Here is a 20,402-nt window from a genome sequence, read left to right on the forward strand (position 1 = left end):
GATTAGGAAAGGTGTTTAACATATGTCTATTATCTCAATGGTTTTAGTCGTAATCATTGCCTTCTTCGCAGGTATGGAAGGTATTTTGGATGAATTCCAAATTCACCAACCATTGGTTTCGGCAACATTAATTGGTTTGGTCACTGGTCATTTGACTGCAGGTATTATCCTTGGTGGTTCACTGCAAATGATTGCCCTTGGTTGGGCTAACATCGGTGCCGCTGTGGCACCGGACGTGGCCTTGGCTTCTGTCGCTTCAGCAATTATCATGATTAAGGGTAACAACTTCACGCCAACAGGTATCTCTGTGGCCGTTGCTTCAGCTATTCCTTTGGCTGTTGCTGGTTTGTTCTTGACAATGATCGTGCGTACCATTTCTGTTGGTTTGACGCACGGTGCCGATGCGGCTGCTAAAGATGGTAACTATCGGGCAATTGAACGTTACCACTTGATTGGTATCTTGTTGCAAGGTTTGCGTATTGCGATCCCAGCTGCTTTGTTGATTGCAATCCCCGCATCAGCCGTTCAAAACGCTTTGGCTGCAATGCCAGAATGGTTGACTGGTGGTATGGCTATCGGTGGTGGTATGGTTGTCGCCGTTGGTTATGCATTGGTTATCAACATGATGGCAACACGCGAAGTATGGCCATTCTTCGCAATTGGTTTTGCCTTGGCCGCTGTGAGCCAATTGACATTGATCGCCCTTGGTGCAATCGGTGTGGCATTGGCCTTCATCTACCTTAACCTATCAAAGATGGGTGGTAACGGTGGCGGTGGTTCAAATGGTAACGGCTCGGGTGACCCAGTCGGTGACATTTTGGATCAATACTAGGAAGGAGCAACATGATGGCTGAAAAAATTGAATTATCACGTAACGATCGTCTATCTGTTGCATGGCGATCACAGTTCTTACAAGGTTCATGGAACTACGAACGTATGCAAAACGTGGGTTGGGCTTATGCCTTGATCCCAGCAATTAAGAAGTTATATACCACAAAAGAAGATCGAGTAGCCGCTTTGAAGCGTCACTTGGAATTCTTTAACACACACCCTTATGTTGCATCACCAATCATTGGTGTGACATTGGCATTGGAAGAAGAACGTGCCAATGGGGCTGCAATTGATGACACAGCCATTCAAGGTGTGAAGATTGGTATGATGGGACCTTTGGCTGGTATCGGTGATCCGGTCTTCTGGTTCACATTGCGTCCAATCTTGGGTGCTTTGGGTGCCTCATTGGCCCTTTCTGGTAACATTCTTGGCCCAATCTTGTTCTTCGTTTTGTGGAACTTGATTCGTATGTCATTTATCTGGTATACCCAAGAATTCGGTTACAAGGCCGGTTCTGCAATTACACAAGATTTGTCAGGTGGTCTCTTGAAGGACATCACTAAGGGTGCGTCAATCCTGGGAATGTTTATCTTGGCCGTTCTGGTTGAGCGTTGGGTTTCAATCAAGTTTGTCGTTAACCTACCAGCTAAGAAGTTGGCTGAAGGGGCTTACATTGATTTCCCAAGTGGCGCTGTGACTGGTGGTAAGTTGCAACAAATCTTGAGTGATCAAGCTGCTGGTTTGTCATTGACAAAGATGGCACCAAACACATTGCAAGCAAACTTGGATAGTTTGGTTCCTGGTTTGATGGGATTGGCATTGACATTCTTCGCTATGTGGTTGTTGAAGAAGAACGTATCACCAATTGCAATGATTGTTGGTATCTTCGTCTTCGGAATCATCATGCATGCCTTGCACATCATGTAAGCATGAATTAAATTATTACGATAAAGGGCGCCCGTCATTTTCGACGAGCGCCTTTGTACATAAAAGAAAAGTTATTGAGTATGCCTATCATTTAATGATACGATTAAAGTATGATAGGTGAGGAGGGTAATCATAATGGTACAATCACTGAATACTAAAGTAGCGTTAACAGCTAAAGGGATTTCGTATTTAGGTATTGGTGCGCAATACGGTAAATTTCTAGTGGGTGATCGCGCATTTGAATTTTTTAATGATAATAACGTCGCTGATTATATTCAAATTCCTTGGGCGAATGTAACGGCGGTGTATACAAGTGTTGCCCGTCATCGGGTCAGTCGGCGTTTCCGAGTTGACACAGATCGTGGCAGTTTTTCCTTTTCATCACCGGAGTCTGGCAAAGTGTTAAAGGCAATTCGTGATCAGATTGGTCATGAAAAGGTCTTGAAACAACCAACTTTAATCTCACGTTTGAAAGCACTATTTAAAAAGAAGGATAAAAAGAAAGGCGTTTAATGAAAATATTACGGCAGTACCAGATTTTACGTTATTTAACGATTGTTGTCGCTTTGGAATTCGTTGCCATTAGCATTAACTTTTTTTACGCACCAGCCAAAGTTGCGGCTGGTGGGGCGACAGGGTTTGCTATTTTGCTGAATGAATTAGTTGGGATTGATCGTGCAGTGACCGTCTTAGTGGTTAATATTTTGATGATTATCCTGGCGGCAATTTTCTTAGATCGTGGCACAACGGTGCGTATTACCTTTGGCAGCCTGTTATTGCCGATATTATTGAAAATAACACCTAGCCATCAAGTTTTGACCGATAGAACGTTTGCTGTCTTGGTTGGTGGGGCAATCTTTGCGTTTGGTGTGGCGATGCTTTATCGTGTGGAAGCGTCTAGTGGTGGTACAGCTGTGCCACCGATGATTTTGAAGAAATATTTTCGCATTGCACCAGCGCTATCGCTGTTGGTTATCGATCTCTTTGTCTCATTAGGTAACCTGTTGACGGATGGTCTGGAAGCCTTTATTTTAGCGGTGTTTTCGCTCATCATTACGGCCGTTGTGATGAACTATATTGAGACAGGGCTTGACCGACGTAAAATGGTGTACATCACGAGTAATGATCACATTGAAGCCGTTAAAGCCTATTTGAAAGAAAATGATACGAGCTACACACTGATGAATGTTCGTGGTGGATACACGGATAGCGATCGGGACATGTTGATGGTGATTCTAGAAAATCAAGATTACAATCATTTAGTGCGCGGTGTGCATCAAGTTGACCCCACGGCTTTCATGATTGCTTACGACATTAGTGAAGCGCACGGTGGCACATTTATTTAGTGATAGCTGAGTCTACTTTGAACGACAAAATTAGTCTACAAAAGTAGGCTTTTTTTATTGACAAATGTCCGGACAGTGCTATAATAATAGTTGTAATTAGCACTCGTGTAAAAAGAGTGCTAAAACTAAAAACTGGAGGTATGTCTCATGTTGAAGCCATTGGGTGATCGCGTGATTATTGAAGTAACTGAAGCTGCGGAAGAAACTGTTGGTGGCATTCTCTTAGCAACAAATGCTAAGGAAAAGCCAGTCACAGGTAAGGTCGTTGCCGTAGGTTCAGGATACGTCCTAAACGATGGGACAGTCCGCGAATTAACTGTGAAGACAGGTGATGAAGTACTTTTTGATAAGTACGCGGGGCAAGAAGTATCATTTGAAGGAAATGACTACCTTGCACTACATGAAAAGGATATCGTTGCCATTGTGGCGTAATTTTTGTGCCGAGTGAATGTGGCGCAAACAACTATATATTTAAACTGTATATTTAAAATGAATTACTAGAGAGGGAATGTAATCATGGCAAAAGAAATTAAGTTTTCAGAAGATGCTCGTGCTAAGATGAAGGTCGGTGTCGACAAGTTAGCTGACACTGTTAAGACAACAATTGGACCAAAGGGTCGTAACGTTGTGTTGGAACAATCATATGGCACACCAACTATTACAAATGATGGTGTGACGATCGCTAAGGCAATCGAATTAGAAGATCACTTTGAAAACATGGGGGCTAAGTTAGTTGCCGAAGTGGCTTCAAAGACAAATGACATTGCCGGAGACGGTACAACAACAGCCACAGTTTTGACACAAGCTATCGTGAGTGAAGGACTTAAGAACGTGACTGCTGGTGCGAACCCTGTAGGTATCCGTACTGGTATCGAACGTGCGACAGCCGCAGCCGTTGCAAAGTTGCACGACATGTCACACCCTGTTAATACGAAGGCTGAAATCGCTCAAATCGCCTCAATCTCAGCTGCTAACGAAGAAGTTGGTGCTTTGATTGCGGAAGCGATGGAAAAGGTTGGTAACGACGGTGTTATCACAATTGAAGAATCAAAGGGTATCGAAACAACTTTGGATGTTGTTGAAGGGATGCAATTTGATCGTGGTTACATGTCACAATACATGGTCACAGACAGTGAAAAGATGGAAGCTAACTTGGACAACCCTTACATCTTGATCACAGACAAGAAGATTGCCAACATTCAAGAAATTTTGCCAGTATTACAACAAGTGGTTGAACAAGGTCGTGCGATGTTGATCATTGCTGACGACATTACTGGGGAAGCTTTGCCAACACTTGTTTTGAACAAGATGCGTGGTACGTTTAATGTTGTTGCCGTTAAGGCACCAGGCTTTGGTGACCGTCGTAAGGCACAACTTGAAGATATCGCTATTTTGACTGGTGGTACAGTAATTGCTGAAGACCTTGGTTTGAACTTGAAGGACGTGACAATTGATCAACTTGGTCAAGCAAGCAAGGTTAACGTCACAAAGGACAACACAACAATCGTTGAAGGTGCCGGTGATAAGGCTGCTGTAGCTGCTCGCGTTGAAACAATCAAGCAACAAATTGCTGAAACAACATCTGACTTTGACCGTGAAAAGTTGCAAGAACGTTTGGCAAAGTTGTCTGGTGGTGTTGCTGTGATTAACGTTGGTGCGGCAACTGAAACTGAATTGAAGGAACGTAAGTACCGTATCGAAGACGCCTTGAACGCAACACGCGCTGCCGTTCAAGAAGGCTTCGTTGCCGGTGGTGGTACAGCTCTTGTGAATGCTATTTCAGCTGTTGCTGAATTGTCAGAAGAAGGCGACATTCAAACTGGTGTGAACACTGTGATGAAGGCATTGGAAGCACCTGTTCGTCAAATCGCTGAAAACGCTGGTCTTGAAGGTTCAGTTATTGTTAACAAGTTGAAGGAACAACCAGAAGGCTTTGGTTTCAATGCTGCAACTGGTGAATGGGTTGACATGATTGCCGCTGGTATCGTGGACCCAACAAAGGTAACACGTTCAGCATTGCAAAATGCCGCCTCAGTCTCAGCTTTGTTGTTGACAACTGAAGCAGTGGTTGCTGAATTACCAAAAGATGATGCTATGCCTGCAATGCCACAAGGTGGTATGCCAGGTATGATGTAATCTGGTAAATTGAATTTAAAAACACGACTTAAGGTCGTGTTTTTTTGTGTTGTGAACGCATGAGCGGGCATGTCGTCGATTGCATTTTTCTGGTAGAATAGGTTACTAGAGGTTAATACAACAATGACACCAAAACAGTTTTTAGATTTAGTTGAAATTCGGGTGGTAATCCCCAGTGTTGCACCATTGCTGGTGGGGTTAGCTTATAGTCAATGGCAATATGCACGGTTAAGTTGGTTGAATGCAACGTTGCTCATCATCGCAACGATTAGCGTGCATTTAGCAGTTAATACATTTAATCGTTATGAAGATGCGAAACGGCAAAAGAACAACGCCTTTTTACGTGAAGAAGCGGCCGGCGAAGAAATTTCTAACCATCAAGTGCGAAATGTTGCGCTCGTGTTAGGTGTGATTGCAGCATTGGCTGGCGTCGCTGTAGCATTACGTACTGGTTATGTGACTTGGATTATTGGGATTGTCAGTTTTTTAATTGGTTATCTTTATTCAGCAGGGCCAAAGCCAATTACGAACACGCCATTTGGTGAACTTGTCTCTGGTTTGACGATGGGTTACTTTATCTTTGTCGCACAAGTGTACGTCAACACGCACATGACCCCTATGCCGAGTGTCTTACTCCAATGGTTTGTGGTCAGCTTCCCGTTGACAGTGTTTATTGCAGAAATTATGTTGGCCAATAATATTGCGGATCATGATGAAGATGAAGAAAACAATCGCCACACCTTGGTACACTATATTGGCGTATCAGCGGCCAAGCAACTCTATCTGGTTTTGGCAATTATTGCGTTTGCGGAAATGATCTTGGTGACGTTGGTCGGTTGGTTGCCAATTACAAGTTATGCGATGATTGTATTGTTGCCAATCGTCATCCGCCATGTTCGCGATTTTATTGCGCGTCCGATTAAACGGGAAACCTTTATTTTAGCCATTAAAAATCTAGTCATTGTCATGTTGGGGATGACTGTCGCCATTGTGGCAGGGATACTGTTATAAAAAAGACGACCGCAATTGCGGTCGTCTTTTAGTTAAAGCGTTGTAAATCTTCAATACTTGTGACAGTAAAGCCTTTCTTTTCAAGGCGTGTCACCAGTTTTTGTAATTGTTCGCTGTCAATTGCGAGGGGCAACGTGAACATGAGTGATGTAGGTGTTGCTTGTTGTGGTTGAATGCTTAAAACGGATTCGATGTTGGAATAGCGGGCGATAATGCTCGCTATTTTTTTCAAGTCACCTTGCGTATTATGTGAGGTAACCGAAATGGCAACACCACCAGTACGTACGGACCAACTCTGTGACAAAAGGTCCATCAGGGCATCATGGGTGAAGATGCCGGCAAAATGGTGCTGCTCATCGAGTACAGCGATAAAAGGCAAATCACGGATCGCAAAAAAGACCTCGTAAAATTGACTTGTGGTATAAATAAACTTGGTTGAATTGCGCATGATAGCCGTTACGGGCAAATTCATGTCGCCGTTTTTGGCAATGTGTTCGTAAACATGTTGTTTATAAACATTACCGCGAAAGAGTTTGCCAGATTCATCCAAAATTGGCATTGTGCGCGTATGCGCCTCCGCAGCTGAATTAAACAAATCATTCACTTGCGCAATTGTCGTATTTTCTGTAACTGTTGTCAATTCAGACTTTGGGGTGATGAGAGATTCGTGGAGCATATGCGTGTCCTAAAATTAAATTTTTTATCATGAAATAGCCATATACCATGATAACACAGAATTCTGTTATACTGATAGATAAGATTGAGAATTTTAGTAAGGATAGATAAAAAGCTGACATGAAATATATTATTGGACTCGGAAACATTGGCTCAAAATATGAACAAACACGCCATAACATTGGTTTTATGGCCGTTGATGCCTTTGCAGCGGCGCACCAAGTCGCCTTTTCACCAAGTAAACACTTTGCCTTAACGGCCAAAGTGACCGTGGCTGGTGAGCAAGTCATGTTGGTCAAACCAACAACTTATATGAACGATTCAGGCAAAGCGGTACGCGCTGTTTTAGACTATTTTGGTGGGGCAATTGATGATGATGTCCTTGTGCTGGTGGACGATATGGATTTGCCATTTGGTAAATTACGCTTTCGCGGAAAAGGGTCAGCCGGTGGCCATAATGGCTTGAAGTCCATTATGGCGCATACTGATTCCCAGACATTTCTACGTTTGAAGTTTGGACTTGGTCATCCAGAACGTGACAAGCAAGCAGTGATTAACTACGTGTTAGGAAAGTTTACACCAGCTGAGATGCCAGCGGTTGAACAAATGCTAGATCGCAGCGTCGCAGCGATGACTGACTGGATTAAAGGGGCTGACGTGGCACAATTGAGTAACCAGTATAACGGTTAACATGTGTCACCGATTAGTGATTTGTGGGCAAGGGGAGTATGGATTATATGTTAACGGATTTTCTAGCACAATCAGAAACAATTCAAAATATTACGACTCACGCCACTGAGGATTCGACGCAACTCCTGTTAGGGGTACATGGCAGCGCGCGTGCTGCCAGTATTGCGGCGCTTTATCAAGCCCAGCCACGCCAAATGTTAGTGGTGACTGATACACAGGTTCATGCTGATCAACTTTTGGCCGATTTATCCCAGCTGACAACAGCGGCCATGGGTTTTCCGGCGGAAGAATCGTTAGCCACGGAAATAGCCATTAGTTCACCTGAATTGCGTATGCAACGGGTGGCCACACTGTTGGCCTTGCGACGCCAAGAAAAAGTGATTGTCGTGACAAGTTTGGCGGGCGTTGAACGCCTGTTGCCAAAGCCAGAAACGTTGGATCAGGCCAACTTGAACTTAGCTGTCGGAGAGACGTATGCGCTGGACAATATCAAAGCGACTTTGATGATGATGGGGTATACGCCAACGAAGTTGGTGCAAACCCCTGGTGAATTTGCGCAACGCGGCTCCATTATTGATATTTATCCGTTCACTGGTGAGGAACCCGTGCGATTGGACTTTTTTGATGATGAATTAGATCAAATTAAAAGTTTTGATGTGAGTACGCAAAAGCGAACAGGCAATTTTGAAACGGCTACCATTGAACCGGTGACGGATTTTATTGTGTCAGAAACGGATTATACGGCTGCTGCTGCTAGTATTGAGGCTGCTTTTAATGACTACCGACGTGAGCTTGTTGGCGTGGAAAAAAAGCATGCCACGACTGGTTTTGCGGTAACGCAGCAGTTGTTAGAAACACGTGTGCGTGAAAATCGCTTGTTGCCGTATGCGACCCACTTTTTCGGTGGTGAAACGACGCTACTGGCTTATTTTCAACCAGATCACTTGTTGATATTAGATGAGTATACACGGATTAAAGAAACTGGTCTTACCCAACATAAACAAGCACAAGACTGGGTTGAACAGCAAATTTCAAGCTACCAATTACTACCACGGCAGACTTTTCGTGCTGATTTGACGGCGTTATTGCATCAAGACAAGCGGGCAACCTTGTATTTGGCGAATTTTAAACGTGGCCTAAGTCAAATGAAATGGACAAATCTCGTTGAAGTGACCACGCGACCGGCAAATCAATATTATGGTCAAATGCCAGCGTTAATGACGGATCTTGATCAGGCCCAAGGGGCGGGGACCACTACCATTTTGTTGCTTGATGATTCCAAACAACGGCAAAATTTGCAAACGTCGTTGACTGATTTAGAACAGCCTGTACTGGAGACCCGCACGGTTCAGCCTCATCATGTCCAAATGATGGCCGGGGACTTGTCAGCCGGTTTTGAATGGCCTCAGCTGCACCTTACGGTGTTAACGGCTCACGAACTGTTTGCTAAGTCACGCCGGACAACATCCCGTCCACGACAAATGGCGAATGCTGAACGGTTGAAGTCATATAATGAGTTAAATGTTGGTGATTATGTTGTCCACGTTAACCATGGTATTGGCCGTTATGAAGGCTTACAGACCATGACGGTTGATGGTGGCAAGCAAGATTACCTCACGATTGCTTATCAAAAAAATGCCAAGATTTTTATTCCCGTTACCCAATTAAATTTGATTCAAAAATATATTGGGGCTTCTGATGCCGCTAAGGCACCCAAGTTAAATAAGTTGGGTGGTACCGAGTGGGCGAAGACCAAGCGCCAAGTCGCAGCTAAAATAGAAGACATTGCGGATGACCTGCTCGAGTTATACGCCCAACGGGAAGCGGAGGCTGGATATGCTTTTCCACCAGATGATATGGCGCAACTGAAGTTTGATACGGCCTTTGGTTATCCGGAAACACCTGACCAGATGCGATCGATTGAAGAAATCAAAGCGGACATGCAAAAACCACGGCCAATGGACCGGCTGTTGGTTGGCGATGTTGGTTTTGGTAAAACGGAAGTGGCCTTGCGGGCGATTTTCAAAGCAGCGCATGCGGGGAAGCAAGTTGCCTTTCTGGCACCAACAACAATCTTAGTTCAACAACACTATGAGACAATGTTGGCGCGCTTTAGTGCATTTCCTGAATTGAAAATTGGTGTGTTAAGCCGCTTTCAAACGCCGGCACAAAATAAAGCGGTGATTGCTAAACTAAAGGCACATGAAATTGACATCGTGGTGGGCACGCATCGTTTGTTAAGCCAAGATGTGACGTTTGCTGATTTAGGCCTCTTAGTTATTGATGAAGAACAACGCTTTGGGGTGAAGCATAAGGAGCGGTTGAAGCAGTTGCGTCACAGTGTTGACGTCCTGACATTGACTGCAACGCCAATTCCAAGAACGTTAAATATGGCGATGGTTGGTGCGCGTGATTTATCAGTGATTGAAACGCCACCAGCTAATCGTTTCCCGATCCAAACCTATGTATTGGAAGCGGACTGGACCATTGTGCGTAATGCGATTGAAAAAGAGCTGGCACGTGATGGCCAGGTGTTTTATTTGCATAATCGGGTGGCTGACTTGGACCGTGTGGTCAGTCAAATTGAAGAATTAGTCCCATCCGCACGCGTGGCGGCGATTCACGGGCAAATGTCTGAAACGCAATTGGAAAGCATCCTATTTGATTTTTTGAATGGGAATTATGATGTTTTGGTGACCACTACCATTATTGAAACCGGTGTGGATATTCCGAATGCCAACACACTCATTGTTGAAAATGCGGATCACATGGGCTTATCGCAACTCTATCAGTTACGTGGTCGTGTCGGTCGTTCAACCCGTTTGGCCTATGCCTACTTCACTTATCCTTTTTCACGGACACCCAGTGAAGAAGCAGAAAAGCGCTTAGCAGCGATTCGTGATTTTACGGAATTAGGTTCCGGTTTCCGGATTGCCATGCGTGATTTGAGTATTCGTGGCGCTGGTGATTTATTAGGGAAACAACAACACGGCTTTATTGATTCGGTGGGTTATGACATGTATACCCAACTGCTTAAAGAAGCTGTAGCCAAGAAACAAGGCCACCATGACGCCACACCGGCACCACAAGAAACCGATGCGGAATTGATTTTGGGTGTCTCGGCCTATTTGCCAGAAGATTACGTGGCGGATAATGCGCAAAAAATTGAATTATATACCCGTATTCGACAAGCGCGTACAGATGACGACTTTGCAGATATTGAAGCGGATATGCTGGATCGTTTTGGCGATATGCCGGATGAGGTCGCGCGTTTGCTTTTGGTAGGGCAGATCAAACAGCTAGCTGATCAAGCCCAAGTGACCAATATTCGCCGACAACGCCAACAACTGGTGATGACCTTTAGCCCAGAAGCGACAGCCAATTTGGCAGGGGAAGCGGTATTTGCAACTTTGGTTGATGTGCCGTTAAAGGTTGCAGTCCGGTCGGAGTCAGGGCAATTACAAGTCATTATGACTGTTAATGACGTCGCCGAAAGTAGCATTTGGCTCCATATCCTGAAGGATTATTTACGTGTCGTCATTGCAAAACAACAAGAAAGTCAGGGATAACGACTGTTATCCAGAAAAGAGAACATTATGCGATTAGATAAATATTTAAAAGTGTCACGACTCATTAAGCGTCGGATGGTAGCCAAAGAAATTTCAGATCAAGGCCGTATTTCAATTAATGGTAAAGTGGCCAAATCATCATCTGATGTGTCAACTAATGACGAATTGGAAATCCGTTTTGGCAATAAAACGTTGACGGTTAAGGTCTTAAAAATCGTTGAAACAACCAAAAAAGATGAAGCCGCTGATATGTATGAAATTGTGAGTGAAACATTTGCGCAAGATTTCCGCACGGATAGCGACGATGCAAACGCTTAAAAGCACGCTTAATTTTTAAGTAAGTTTAAAGAATATTGAAAAAATCCTAAGAACGTGACAAACTAGCATTAGGTGAAATTCATGTCGACTTACAACAGAAGACAATTGAATAAGCAGCGTGTTCATCCAGAAATACAACAAATTATTCGGAATTCTGAACCAGCTAACATGCAGGCGAAGCGTCATTATCAAAAGGCGCACGCTAACCGTGAAAAAAGAATCCTGTTCTTTGGCGCCATTTTTGCGACAATTTTTGCGGTACAATTATTGATTAGTCAAGTTAAGCTACATGCTGCCAACGCAACGTTGACGACAACGCAATCACGGTTAATTGCGGTTAAAAAAGCGAACAGCGAGTTAAAAGCTGATCAGAAGCGTTTAAACGATCCAACTTATCTACAACAGATTTTGCGAGATAAGTATGGCTATACGAAATCAGGTGAGATTGTTTATAATCTACCGTCAGACCATAACTAACAAGCACCTTAAGGGTGCTTTTTCTATCATGATTGAAAAAATCCAACAACAATTACAAGCGCAAACTTGGGAACCGACCGTTATCGTTGCCGTGTCTGGTGGCGTTGATTCTGTCGTTTTGCTACACGCTTTGCGCCAGCACTTACCCACAGCCCAACTCGTTGTCGCGCATGTCAATTATCATTTGCGTGCTGAGAGTGACGGGGATGCGGCTTTTGTGGCCAAATTGGCACAACAATATCAGGCGCAATTTGAGCTATGTGAATGGGATGATATTCCAACAACGGGTGTTGAAGCGCAGGCGCGCGCATTGCGTTATCGATTTTTTGAGGCATTGGGTGCCAAATACCAAACGCAGACCATTGCTGTCGCACATCATGCCAACGATCAAGCCGAAACGGTCTTGTTAAAGTTAGTGCGTGGTGGTCAAGTGACGCAACTGGCGGGGATGGCCACTAGTCGGGCTAAAATCCGCCGGCCTTTTCTGGGGATAACAAAGCAAACGTTAATGAGTTATGCACAGGCGCATGGGTTAACGTGGCGTCATGATCAGACCAATGATGATCCCGATTATACCGCGCGCAATCGGTTACGCCATGTGGTCATGCCGGCCTTGCAACAGATTAATCCACAGGCTGTGACACATATTAATGCGATGGCGGTACAAATTCAGGCGCAATCTGATTTGATTACCCAAACGGCTGCCGATTATGTGCCGTTACTCACCTCGAATTGGCCGGCTGTTCCGTCACGTTGGCTCGTACCGACACTCACCGTTTTTTTGCAACAACAGGGCATTTACCGGATTAAACAAGCGCAGCTGGCACAAGTCGTCAAATTGTTGCATAACGACAAAAAACCAACGGGCACGGTGCGTTTGTCACAACAAACGCAAATTGTGAAATCTTACCAACAATTACAGTTAGAAAACATAATAGAAACGGCAAATCCGGTGCAAGTTTTGCCGCCAACTATGTTAAAATTAAATCAATGGCAAAAATTCACTGATGGCGCCCTTCGATGGACGAATCAGTCCCCAAATGAAACCGCATTCAGTGTTGCATTTACCTTAAAGCAACCCACGACACATTTGGACTTGCGCCCAGTGAGAACTAGTGATAAACTTGCTCTCATACATGGGCACAAAAGGTTGCGACGACTAGCGATTGACGAGAAATTATCACCTGCTGAACGGCAAGACATGCTAGTCTTGGCGACCCCTGAAAATGAGGTGATTGCGGTGAAGATTCGCCAACGTTGGCGCGTTAGCGAAGATTTTGCCATCAAACAAGATGCAATGCCAAATTGGCTAGCATGGCGAATTGAGGAAAAATAGTGGATAACGATATACAAGAAATTTTGTTTGACCAAGCAAGCATTCATGATGCTGCAGTACGTCTAGGCAAGCAAATTACACAAGATTATGCTGGCGAAAAGCCAGTGGTACTATCAGTTTTAAAGGGGGCATACCTTTGGACAGCTGATTTGTTGCGCGAAGTTGACTTATACGTTGATTTAGAATTTATTAACGTCTCAAGTTACCATGGCGGTGTTGCCAGCACAGATGAAATCACATTAGTGACGGATATTCGTTCTGATGTGGCCAACCGTGACGTCATTATTTTAGAAGACATCGTGGATACTGGCCAATCATTACTCTTTATGAAAGAGTTGCTGGCTGACCGTGGTGCGCGTTCAATCAAAGTTGCGACCTTGCTTGATAAAAAGGGCGGCCGCAAAGTTGAAATTGATGCGGATTATATTGGGTTTGGCGTCCGTAACGAATTCGTTGTTGGGTATGGATTGGATTACAAAGAAATGTACCGCAATTTGCCGTACGTTGGTATCTTGAAAAAAGAAGTCTATTCTGACTAACTTCTAGAAATTGGGGAAAATTAATGAAAAATAATCCAAAAGATGGTTTCTTAAAAAGTTCGATTTTCTACATTTTTATTTTCCTTGCAGTTGTTGGGATGATTTATGGCTTGTTCGGAAACGATAAGTCAACATCTAAGACATTAACGTCAAGTGAATTTATAAAGGCGCTGAACGATAAGGAACTTAAATCAATTACAGTGCAGCAAGGTAATGGTATTTACAACATTACTGGGGAATACCGTAAGCCGCAAGAAGTGACCGCTGACAAGGGCTTGAATATTTTGCAGCAGTCACAAAAGGTGACAAAGTTCACGTCAACTTTGTTGCCAAATGATGCGTCATTACAAACCGTTTCTCGTGCTGCAGCTGACACTAAGACAGAATTAGTTGCGAAACAACAAGAATCATCTGGTTTCTGGTTGAACTTACTCGTGTCATTCTTGCCAGTCTTGCTGATCATTGGTGTCTTCTACATGATGATGAGCCAAGCTGGTGGTAAGGGTGGCCAAGGTGGCATGATGAGCTTTGGTAAGTCAAAAGCTAAGCCATCTGATCCGAAGGATAACAAAGTACGCTTCTCTGACGTGGCTGGTGCTGAAGAAGAAAAGCAAGAATTAGTTGAAGTGGTTGAGTTCTTGAAGTCACCTAAGAAATTTGTGAGCTTAGGTGCTCGCATTCCAAAGGGTGTTTTGCTTGAAGGCCCTCCGGGAACAGGTAAGACATTGCTTGCCAAGGCGGTTGCTGGTGAAGCTAGTGTACCGTTCTTCTCAATGTCTGGTTCTGACTTCGTCGAAATGTTCGTCGGTGTTGGGGCTTCTCGTGTCCGTGATTTGTTTGAAAACGCCAAGAAGGCTGCACCAGCAATCATTTTCATTGATGAAATTGATGCGGTTGGTCGTCGTCGTGGTACCGGTATGGGTGGCGGAAACGATGAACGTGAACAAACATTGAACCAAATCTTGATTGAAATGGACGGATTTGAAGGGTCAGAAGGTGTGATCATTTTGGCTTCAACGAACCGTTCAGACGTGTTGGATCCAGCTTTGCTCCGTTCAGGCCGTTTTGACCGTAAGATTTTGGTTGGGGCACCTGACGTTAAGGGACGTGAAGCAATCTTGAATGTTCACGCTCGCAACAAGCCTTTGGCTAAGAACGTTGATTTGAAAGCGATTGCGCAACAGACACCAGGTTACGTTGGTGCCGATTTGGAAAACTTGTTAAACGAAGCTGCCTTGTTGGCCGCCCGTCGCAACAAGAAAGAAATTGATGCAGCGGATATTGATGAAGCTGAAGATCGTATTTTCCAAGGACCAGCAAAGACAAACCGTGGCATGTCTGAACAAGAACGTCGGACAACGGCTTACCACGAAGCCGGACACGCCTTGGTTGGTTTGGTACGTTCTGAAGCATCAGTTGTGCGTAAGGTAACCATTGTCCCACGTGGTCGTATTGGTGGTTATGCATTGATGACGCCAAAGAATGACCGCTACAACTTGCGTTACTCAGAAGCCAAGGAACAATTGGCTGGTTTGATGGGTGGCCGTGCTGCGGAAATGTTTATGTTTAATGAAGCCAGCTCAGGCGCATCAAATGATTTCCAACAAGCGACTAACTTGTCACGCCAAATGGTTACAGCCTTTGGGATGTCAACGAAGGTCGGCATGGTGCAACTAGAAGGTAATGCCAGTGTTGGTTATACTGAACAAGCTGGTAACCATGCTTATTCTGAAGAAACAGCACGTTTGATTGATGAAGAAGTTCGTCGTTTGGCGCAAGAAGCTTATGATGATGCAACCTCAGTGATTGCTGAACATAAGGATAAGCTGGTAGCGATTGCCGAAGCTTTGCTTGAAGTCGAAACGTTGGACGAACGTCAAATCAAGGACATCTATGAAACAGGGCACTTTACCCGTAAAGATGTGCAAGATGATGACGAAGTTGCGATAGCAAAGTCGTTTGAAGAAGCAAAGGCAGCTGCCGATGCAAAGGATTCAGAGGCTGAAGCACGCTATGAACATCATGAAGAACCAAAACCTGATGATGAATCAGAAGCGGAAACTTTAGATGATGCGCCAATAGATGACAAGCGCGATTAAAATAAGTAAAATAGAGGTTGACGGTTACGTCAACTTTTTTATTTGAAATCAGTTTTTAACTAGGGTGTGACGACGTTCACAGTAAATATAGAGGGTATAACATGTCAGATCAATTCATTAAAACAGTGACCAAGAATAAGTTTTTCCGTGCTTATGCTTTAAACGGCACAAATATGGTGCGTGAAGCGGCCGAAATCCATGATACAAGTCGCTTAGCATCCGTTGTATTAGGCCGTAGCTTGTTGGCCACAACGTTGACGGCACAATCAATGTTGAAGGGGGAAGAACGATTAGCCATTCAAATTAATGGTCGCGGGCCAATCGGTAATGTGGTGGTCGAAGCTGACGCAAAGGGGAGTGTGCGGGGGTATGTGACGAATCCACAACTTGAACCTATCTTTGATGATGCGGGACAACTCGATGTGGCCAAAGCAGTTGGCACAAATGGTTTCTTGCAAATCACTAAGTTTGCGCCTTACGCTAATCCTTACATTGGCCAAAGTCAGCTGGTTTCCGGTGAAATTGGGGATGACTTCACGTACTATTTGGCACAATCAGAACAAATTCCTTCCGTTGTCGGCGTTTCGGTTTACATGAATCAAGACGACACGGTCGGGGCTGCTGGTGGCTTCCTTGTACAAGCTTTGCCGGATGCAACTGATGAGGCGATTAATGAATTAGAAGCGGCGCTCAAGGTCATGAAGCCGTTGACTGAAATGTTGGTTGAAGGCTACACGCCGCTTGAAATGTTAGAAGAAATTTTTGGCAAAGGCGAAGTTGACGTTTTGCAAGTCGCTGGGGTTGGTCTGGCAGCAGAACCAACGAAGGCAGCCTATCGTGAGATGTTGACAACGTTGCCAGCTGAAGAAGTCCAAGCCATGATTGATGAAGATGGCGGCGCGGAAATTGTGGGGAAGTTCTCAGGTAAGCGTTACTTCTTCACAGCTGATGAATTGCGTGAGATTGTCGCTGAAATCAACCAGAATAATCGTGACTAACCTTTGAGGTTGTCTCTAATTTTTGGTATAGTTAATGTTAGTGAAAACTTTGACAACTGGTGAGTATCGCCAGAATATAATGGAGGAAACGTGCTCAATTTGAGCACTCTAAACATATGGCAGAAGAAAAAGCCCTCAACGATCAAATGTTGGCCCGTCGCCAGAAGTTGGCAACGCTTGTTGACGATTTACATTTGGATCCATTTGGTAAGCGATTTGAGCGCACAGCAAAGGCGCAAGAATTGCATGACTTGTATGATAACAGTACATTAGAAGAATTAGAAGCTGAACCACATGAAGTTGTGATTGCTGGTCGGATGATTGCTAAGCGTGGCGCTGGTAAGATCATCTTTGCTGACTTGCGTGATGTTTCTGGTAAGATTCAAATTTATGCTAAGCGTGACGATTTGGGTGATAACTACCCAATCATTAAGCGGGCAGATCTTGGTGATTTCCTTGGTGTTAAGGGGATTATGATGAAGACTGAAGCCGGTGAATTAACGGTTTTGGTGACTGAATTGACACATTTGACGAAGGCTTTGCGTCCAATGCCAGATAAGTTCCATGGTATTGCCGATGTGGAAACACGTTACCGCAAGCGCTATTTGGATTTGATTGCCAATGAAGACTCATTCAAGAAGTTCCAATTGCGTTCAAAGATTATTTCAGCTATTCGCGCTTACATGGATTCACAAGACTTCATGGAAGTGGAAACACCAATTTTGCAAACTGAAGCTGGTGGTGCTGCGGCACGACCATTTATCACGCACCACAACGCGCTTAATATTGATATGTACATGCGTATTGCCACAGAATTGTACTTGAAGCGTTTGGTTGTTGGTGGTTATGAACGTGTGTATGAAATTGGCCGTATCTTCCGTAACGAAGGCATGGACCCTAAGCACAACCCTGAGTTTACAACCATGGAAACTTATGCGGCGTACATGGACTTTACCGATGTGATGGATGAAACGGAAGGTATTTTCAAGGCAGCGGCCGCTGTTGTTTCCGATGACTTGAAGGTTACTTACCAAGGGACAGAAATTGATCTTGGCTCAAAGTTTGCCCGTAAGCACATGGTTGACTTAATTAAGGAACAAACAGGGGTTGATTTCTGGCAAGACATGTCTGTTGAAGACGCTCAAAAGTTGGCTGATGAACATCACGTGAAGTACGAAAAGTATTGGGGTGTTGGTCACATTATCAATGCATTCTTTGAAGAATTCGTTGAAGACACGTTGGTACAACCAACATTTGTCTATGGTCACCCAGTTGAAGTGTCACCATTGGCTAAGCGTAATGCAGAAGACCCACGCTTTACGGACCGTTTTGAATTATTCATTATGGGTAGCGAATATGGTAACGCCTTTACAGAATTGAACGATCCAATCGACCAACGTGCCCGTTTTGAAGCCCAAGTGGCCGAACGCGAAAATGGTAACGATGAAGCCGAAAACATTGATGAAGACTTCATCGAAGCTTTGGAATACGGTATGCCACCAACAGGTGGTTTGGGTATCGGAATTGATCGTTTGGTGATGTTGCTAACAGACTCTGACACGATTCGTGATGTTTTGTTGTTCCCAACAATGCGTTAAAATATTTTCAATTTAAATGATAAAAAGGCTTGACATAACGATGGATTATTAGATATAATAATTAAGTTGTGTTAAGCAATTATTCCGACTTAGCTCAGTTGGTAGAGCACCTGACTGTTAATCAGGTTGTCGCCGGTTCGAGCCCGGCAGTCGGAGTTTTATGAGAAGCAAACCTTAAATGGTTTGCTTTTTTTGTGTCATTTTTTAGCGCATTTTTTCGTCAAAAAGTGTTGACAAAATATGGCAAAGCTGGCATAATTAAATAGTTGTGTTAAGCAATTATTCCGACTTAGCTCAGTTGGTAGAGCACCTGACTGTTAATCAGGTTGTCGCCGGTTCGAGCCCGGCAGTCGGAGTATCCGATAACTTAAAGTTATCGACTTGCCGATGTAGCTCAGTTGGTAGAGCACGGGTATCGTAAACCTGGGGTCGGAGGTTCGAATCCTCTCGTCGGCATCCCGTCAAAGCATGATCACTGTTATCCAAGTGATCATGCTTTTTTGTCGCAAAAAAACCAGTTGTCTATCAACTGGTTAGACGGTTTTAGGTTTAAAGCGAACGGTTAAGGTTAACACACTGGAAATGGCTAAAATAACGGCCACAAAGGCATACGGTAAACTACCGTCGATATCAAGTAAGGCACCACCTAGAATGGGACCGACAATGTTACCGATACTCGTCAGGGACATATTAAGGCCGTTAATTAAGCCTTGTTGTGCTTCGTTGACGTGAGAGAGCAGCGTGGTAATGGCAGGCCGTAAGACGTCAAAGCCGACAAAGACAATTAGGGTAGCGATAAAGACTTCCCATTTGCTTTGGGCAAATAAAATCCAAATAATGGCGACAAAGCCGGCAATGAAGCTTAACCGAATTACTCGTAATTCACCGAGGTGGCGGACTAACGCATCAAAGAAGACCACTTGGAAGATCAGTGACATGACACCATTGACGATTAAGAACCAAGCGATTTCCGCTAAATCAAAACCACGGACATCATGGAAATAAAGTGAGAACATATTATCAAAGGCTGCCAGACCAAAGGAAGCCACCAAAATCATCAGAAGCAACATCACTAAGGCCACTGACCAAAAGTTAGACGCTGGCGCTGCGAGCTCAGCCTCGGGCTTTGTTGGATCTTGGTGTAAGCGTAGTTGTGATTCAGCTGGCATGAAGCAGATGAAGACAATAAAGGCAATCAATCCCATAACAGCAGATCCATAAAAGGGGAAGGTGAGGTTAATATTGGCTAACACACCACCAATGCCGGGCCCCAAAATAATCCCGCCACTAAAAGAAGCGGATAACCAACCAATCACGCGAGCGCGATTTTTCAGGGTAGTCATATCAGCGGCTAACGCGGTAATGGATGGCATCGATAAGGCGGCGGCTAAACCACCAAGCACACGGGCAAAATTTAGATACCAGAGTGATTGGCCGATACCGATGGCAAAAACAGCTTCAGAGATGGCAAAAAGCAACAGGCCAGCCGCAATGATGGGGATGCGGGCAAACTTGTCGGATAATCGTCCAATAATGGGCGAGGCGATAAATTGCACAGCGGCAAATAAGGCCGCCATAATTCCCATATCCATTGCCGTGAGGCCCATTTCTGTTTTAATATAAGGTTCAACTGGGATGACCAAGCCGATCCCTAACATAATCAATAATTGCGAACCCACGAGTAAATAAAGTGCACGTTTTTGAATACTTGTCATAAACCATCCTTTCTTGTGTTGTACTAGCATCTGTATAAAAAAGTGGACGCCATGAGATAGACGTCCAAACTTTGCTAACGATGCGGTGTTGACGCAGACCAAGCCTGTCATCAACCTATTGTCTTTACCTTATCAAT

18 protein-coding genes and 3 tRNA genes are annotated in these 20,402 nt (G+C 44.3%); 19 read left to right on the forward strand and 2 right to left on the reverse strand.

Features of this window, described 5'->3' with window-relative positions:
* Positions 1–22 precede the first annotated feature (22 nt).
* From A9176_RS03955 to A9176_RS03985, 7 genes are all read left to right on the forward strand, one after another.
* Complete coding sequence (locus A9176_RS03955; RefSeq protein WP_029509538.1) at positions 23–832, forward strand: PTS mannose/fructose/sorbose transporter subunit IIC; 810 nt, start codon at positions 23–25, stop codon at positions 830–832.
* Positions 833–846: 14 nt separating this feature from the next.
* Positions 847–1,758, forward strand: a complete 912-nt coding sequence (locus A9176_RS03960) for a PTS system mannose/fructose/sorbose family transporter subunit IID (protein ID WP_029509539.1) — start codon at positions 847–849, stop codon at positions 1,756–1,758.
* 135 nt (positions 1,759–1,893) lie between these two features.
* Entirely contained in the window at positions 1,894–2,271 is a 378-nt protein-coding gene (locus tag A9176_RS03965; protein ID WP_077282167.1) for a DUF956 family protein, read from the forward strand.
* Positions 2,271–3,104: a YitT family protein gene (locus A9176_RS03970; RefSeq protein WP_077282168.1), complete on the forward strand. Its 834-nt coding sequence runs from the start codon at positions 2,271–2,273 to the stop codon at positions 3,102–3,104. The genes A9176_RS03965 and A9176_RS03970 overlap by 1 nt, the downstream gene beginning before the upstream one ends.
* 147 nt (positions 3,105–3,251) lie before the next feature.
* Positions 3,252–3,536: a co-chaperone GroES gene (gene groES, locus A9176_RS03975; RefSeq protein WP_010000805.1), complete on the forward strand. Its 285-nt coding sequence runs from the start codon at positions 3,252–3,254 to the stop codon at positions 3,534–3,536.
* An 84-nt stretch (positions 3,537–3,620) separates the two neighbouring features.
* The gene (groL, locus tag A9176_RS03980) at positions 3,621–5,240 is read left to right on the forward strand and encodes a chaperonin GroEL (protein ID WP_010004261.1); all 1,620 of its coding nucleotides are present in this window, start codon (positions 3,621–3,623) and stop codon (positions 5,238–5,240) included.
* A gap of 123 nt (positions 5,241–5,363) precedes the next feature.
* A complete protein-coding gene (locus tag A9176_RS03985; RefSeq protein ID WP_077282169.1) occupies positions 5,364–6,251 on the forward strand; it encodes a prenyltransferase in 888 nt (295 codons plus the stop codon).
* A gap of 28 nt (positions 6,252–6,279) precedes the next feature.
* Here A9176_RS03985 and cbpA read toward each other — a convergent pair whose 3' ends face one another.
* Entirely contained in the window at positions 6,280–6,927 is a 648-nt protein-coding gene (cbpA, locus tag A9176_RS03990) for a cyclic di-AMP binding protein CbpA (protein ID WP_055307429.1), read from the reverse strand.
* A gap of 119 nt (positions 6,928–7,046) precedes the next feature.
* Between cbpA and pth the strand changes: the two genes are divergently transcribed.
* The 12 genes from pth to A9176_RS04050 all read left to right on the forward strand — a co-directional run bounded on the left by pth (position 7,047) and on the right by A9176_RS04050 (position 19,006).
* Positions 7,047–7,616, forward strand: a complete 570-nt coding sequence (gene pth, locus A9176_RS03995; RefSeq protein WP_010000053.1) for an aminoacyl-tRNA hydrolase — start codon at positions 7,047–7,049, stop codon at positions 7,614–7,616.
* Between the two features lie 38 nt (positions 7,617–7,654).
* The gene (mfd, locus tag A9176_RS04000; RefSeq protein WP_198150939.1) at positions 7,655–11,185 is read left to right on the forward strand and encodes a transcription-repair coupling factor; all 3,531 of its coding nucleotides are present in this window, start codon (positions 7,655–7,657) and stop codon (positions 11,183–11,185) included.
* A gap of 27 nt (positions 11,186–11,212) precedes the next feature.
* Complete coding sequence (locus A9176_RS04005) at positions 11,213–11,503, forward strand: RNA-binding S4 domain-containing protein (RefSeq protein WP_077282170.1); 291 nt, start codon at positions 11,213–11,215, stop codon at positions 11,501–11,503.
* An 81-nt stretch (positions 11,504–11,584) separates the two neighbouring features.
* A complete protein-coding gene (locus A9176_RS04010) occupies positions 11,585–11,980 on the forward strand; it encodes an FtsB family cell division protein (protein WP_029509550.1) in 396 nt (131 codons plus the stop codon).
* 28 nt (positions 11,981–12,008) lie between these two features.
* Entirely contained in the window at positions 12,009–13,316 is a 1,308-nt protein-coding gene (tilS, locus tag A9176_RS04015; protein ID WP_077282171.1) for a tRNA lysidine(34) synthetase TilS, read from the forward strand.
* A complete protein-coding gene (gene hpt / locus A9176_RS04020; RefSeq protein WP_077282172.1) occupies positions 13,316–13,855 on the forward strand; it encodes a hypoxanthine phosphoribosyltransferase in 540 nt (179 codons plus the stop codon). The genes tilS and hpt overlap by 1 nt, the downstream gene beginning before the upstream one ends.
* Positions 13,856–13,878: 23 nt before the next feature.
* Complete coding sequence (ftsH, locus tag A9176_RS04025) at positions 13,879–15,954, forward strand: ATP-dependent zinc metalloprotease FtsH (RefSeq protein ID WP_077282173.1); 2,076 nt, start codon at positions 13,879–13,881, stop codon at positions 15,952–15,954.
* 101 nt (positions 15,955–16,055) lie between these two features.
* Positions 16,056–16,952: an Hsp33 family molecular chaperone HslO gene (hslO, locus tag A9176_RS04030; protein ID WP_010003864.1), complete on the forward strand. Its 897-nt coding sequence runs from the start codon at positions 16,056–16,058 to the stop codon at positions 16,950–16,952.
* A gap of 116 nt (positions 16,953–17,068) precedes the next feature.
* Positions 17,069–18,550: a lysine--tRNA ligase gene (lysS, locus tag A9176_RS04035; protein WP_029509554.1), complete on the forward strand. Its 1,482-nt coding sequence runs from the start codon at positions 17,069–17,071 to the stop codon at positions 18,548–18,550.
* Positions 18,551–18,633: 83 nt separating this feature from the next.
* Positions 18,634–18,706: transfer RNA gene (locus A9176_RS04040), tRNA-Asn, on the forward strand.
* 127 nt (positions 18,707–18,833) lie between these two features.
* A tRNA-Asn gene (locus tag A9176_RS04045) sits at positions 18,834–18,906 on the forward strand.
* Between the two features lie 27 nt (positions 18,907–18,933).
* A tRNA-Thr gene (locus tag A9176_RS04050) sits at positions 18,934–19,006 on the forward strand.
* 77 nt (positions 19,007–19,083) lie between these two features.
* Here A9176_RS04050 and A9176_RS04055 read toward each other — a convergent pair.
* Positions 19,084–20,265, reverse strand: coding sequence for an MFS transporter (locus tag A9176_RS04055; RefSeq protein WP_077282174.1), 1,182 nt, complete (start codon positions 20,263–20,265; stop codon positions 19,084–19,086).
* Between the last annotated feature and the right edge of the window lie 137 nt (positions 20,266–20,402).

This window comes from Leuconostoc garlicum (genome assembly GCF_001998805.1).
Taxonomy (GTDB): Bacteria; Bacillota; Bacilli; order Lactobacillales; family Lactobacillaceae; genus Leuconostoc; species Leuconostoc lactis.

Bases quoted from the DNA above. Each gene is read 5' to 3' on its own strand.
- A9176_RS03955 (WP_029509538.1), top strand. From the start codon at position 23: ATGTCTATTATCTCAATGGTTTTAGTCGTAATCATTGCCTTCTTCGCA.
- A9176_RS03960 (WP_029509539.1), top strand. From the start codon at position 847: ATGGCTGAAAAAATTGAATTATCACGTAACGATCGTCTATCTGTTGCA.
- A9176_RS03965 (WP_077282167.1), top strand. From the start codon at position 1,894: ATGGTACAATCACTGAATACTAAAGTAGCGTTAACAGCTAAAGGGATT.
- A9176_RS03970 (WP_077282168.1), top strand. From the start codon at position 2,271: ATGAAAATATTACGGCAGTACCAGATTTTACGTTATTTAACGATTGTT.
- groES (WP_010000805.1), top strand. From the start codon at position 3,252: ATGTTGAAGCCATTGGGTGATCGCGTGATTATTGAAGTAACTGAAGCT.
- groL (WP_010004261.1), top strand. From the start codon at position 3,621: ATGGCAAAAGAAATTAAGTTTTCAGAAGATGCTCGTGCTAAGATGAAG.
- A9176_RS03985 (WP_077282169.1), top strand. From the start codon at position 5,364: ATGACACCAAAACAGTTTTTAGATTTAGTTGAAATTCGGGTGGTAATC.
- cbpA (WP_055307429.1), bottom strand. From the start codon at position 6,927: ATGCTCCACGAATCTCTCATCACCCCAAAGTCTGAATTGACAACAGTT.
- pth (WP_010000053.1), top strand. From the start codon at position 7,047: ATGAAATATATTATTGGACTCGGAAACATTGGCTCAAAATATGAACAA.
- mfd (WP_198150939.1), top strand. From the start codon at position 7,655: ATGGATTATATGTTAACGGATTTTCTAGCACAATCAGAAACAATTCAA.
- A9176_RS04005 (WP_077282170.1), top strand. From the start codon at position 11,213: ATGCGATTAGATAAATATTTAAAAGTGTCACGACTCATTAAGCGTCGG.
- A9176_RS04010 (WP_029509550.1), top strand. From the start codon at position 11,585: ATGTCGACTTACAACAGAAGACAATTGAATAAGCAGCGTGTTCATCCA.
- tilS (WP_077282171.1), top strand. From the start codon at position 12,009: ATGATTGAAAAAATCCAACAACAATTACAAGCGCAAACTTGGGAACCG.
- ftsH (WP_077282173.1), top strand. From the start codon at position 13,879: ATGAAAAATAATCCAAAAGATGGTTTCTTAAAAAGTTCGATTTTCTAC.
- hslO (WP_010003864.1), top strand. From the start codon at position 16,056: ATGTCAGATCAATTCATTAAAACAGTGACCAAGAATAAGTTTTTCCGT.
- lysS (WP_029509554.1), top strand. From the start codon at position 17,069: ATGGCAGAAGAAAAAGCCCTCAACGATCAAATGTTGGCCCGTCGCCAG.
- A9176_RS04055 (WP_077282174.1), bottom strand. From the start codon at position 20,265: ATGACAAGTATTCAAAAACGTGCACTTTATTTACTCGTGGGTTCGCAA.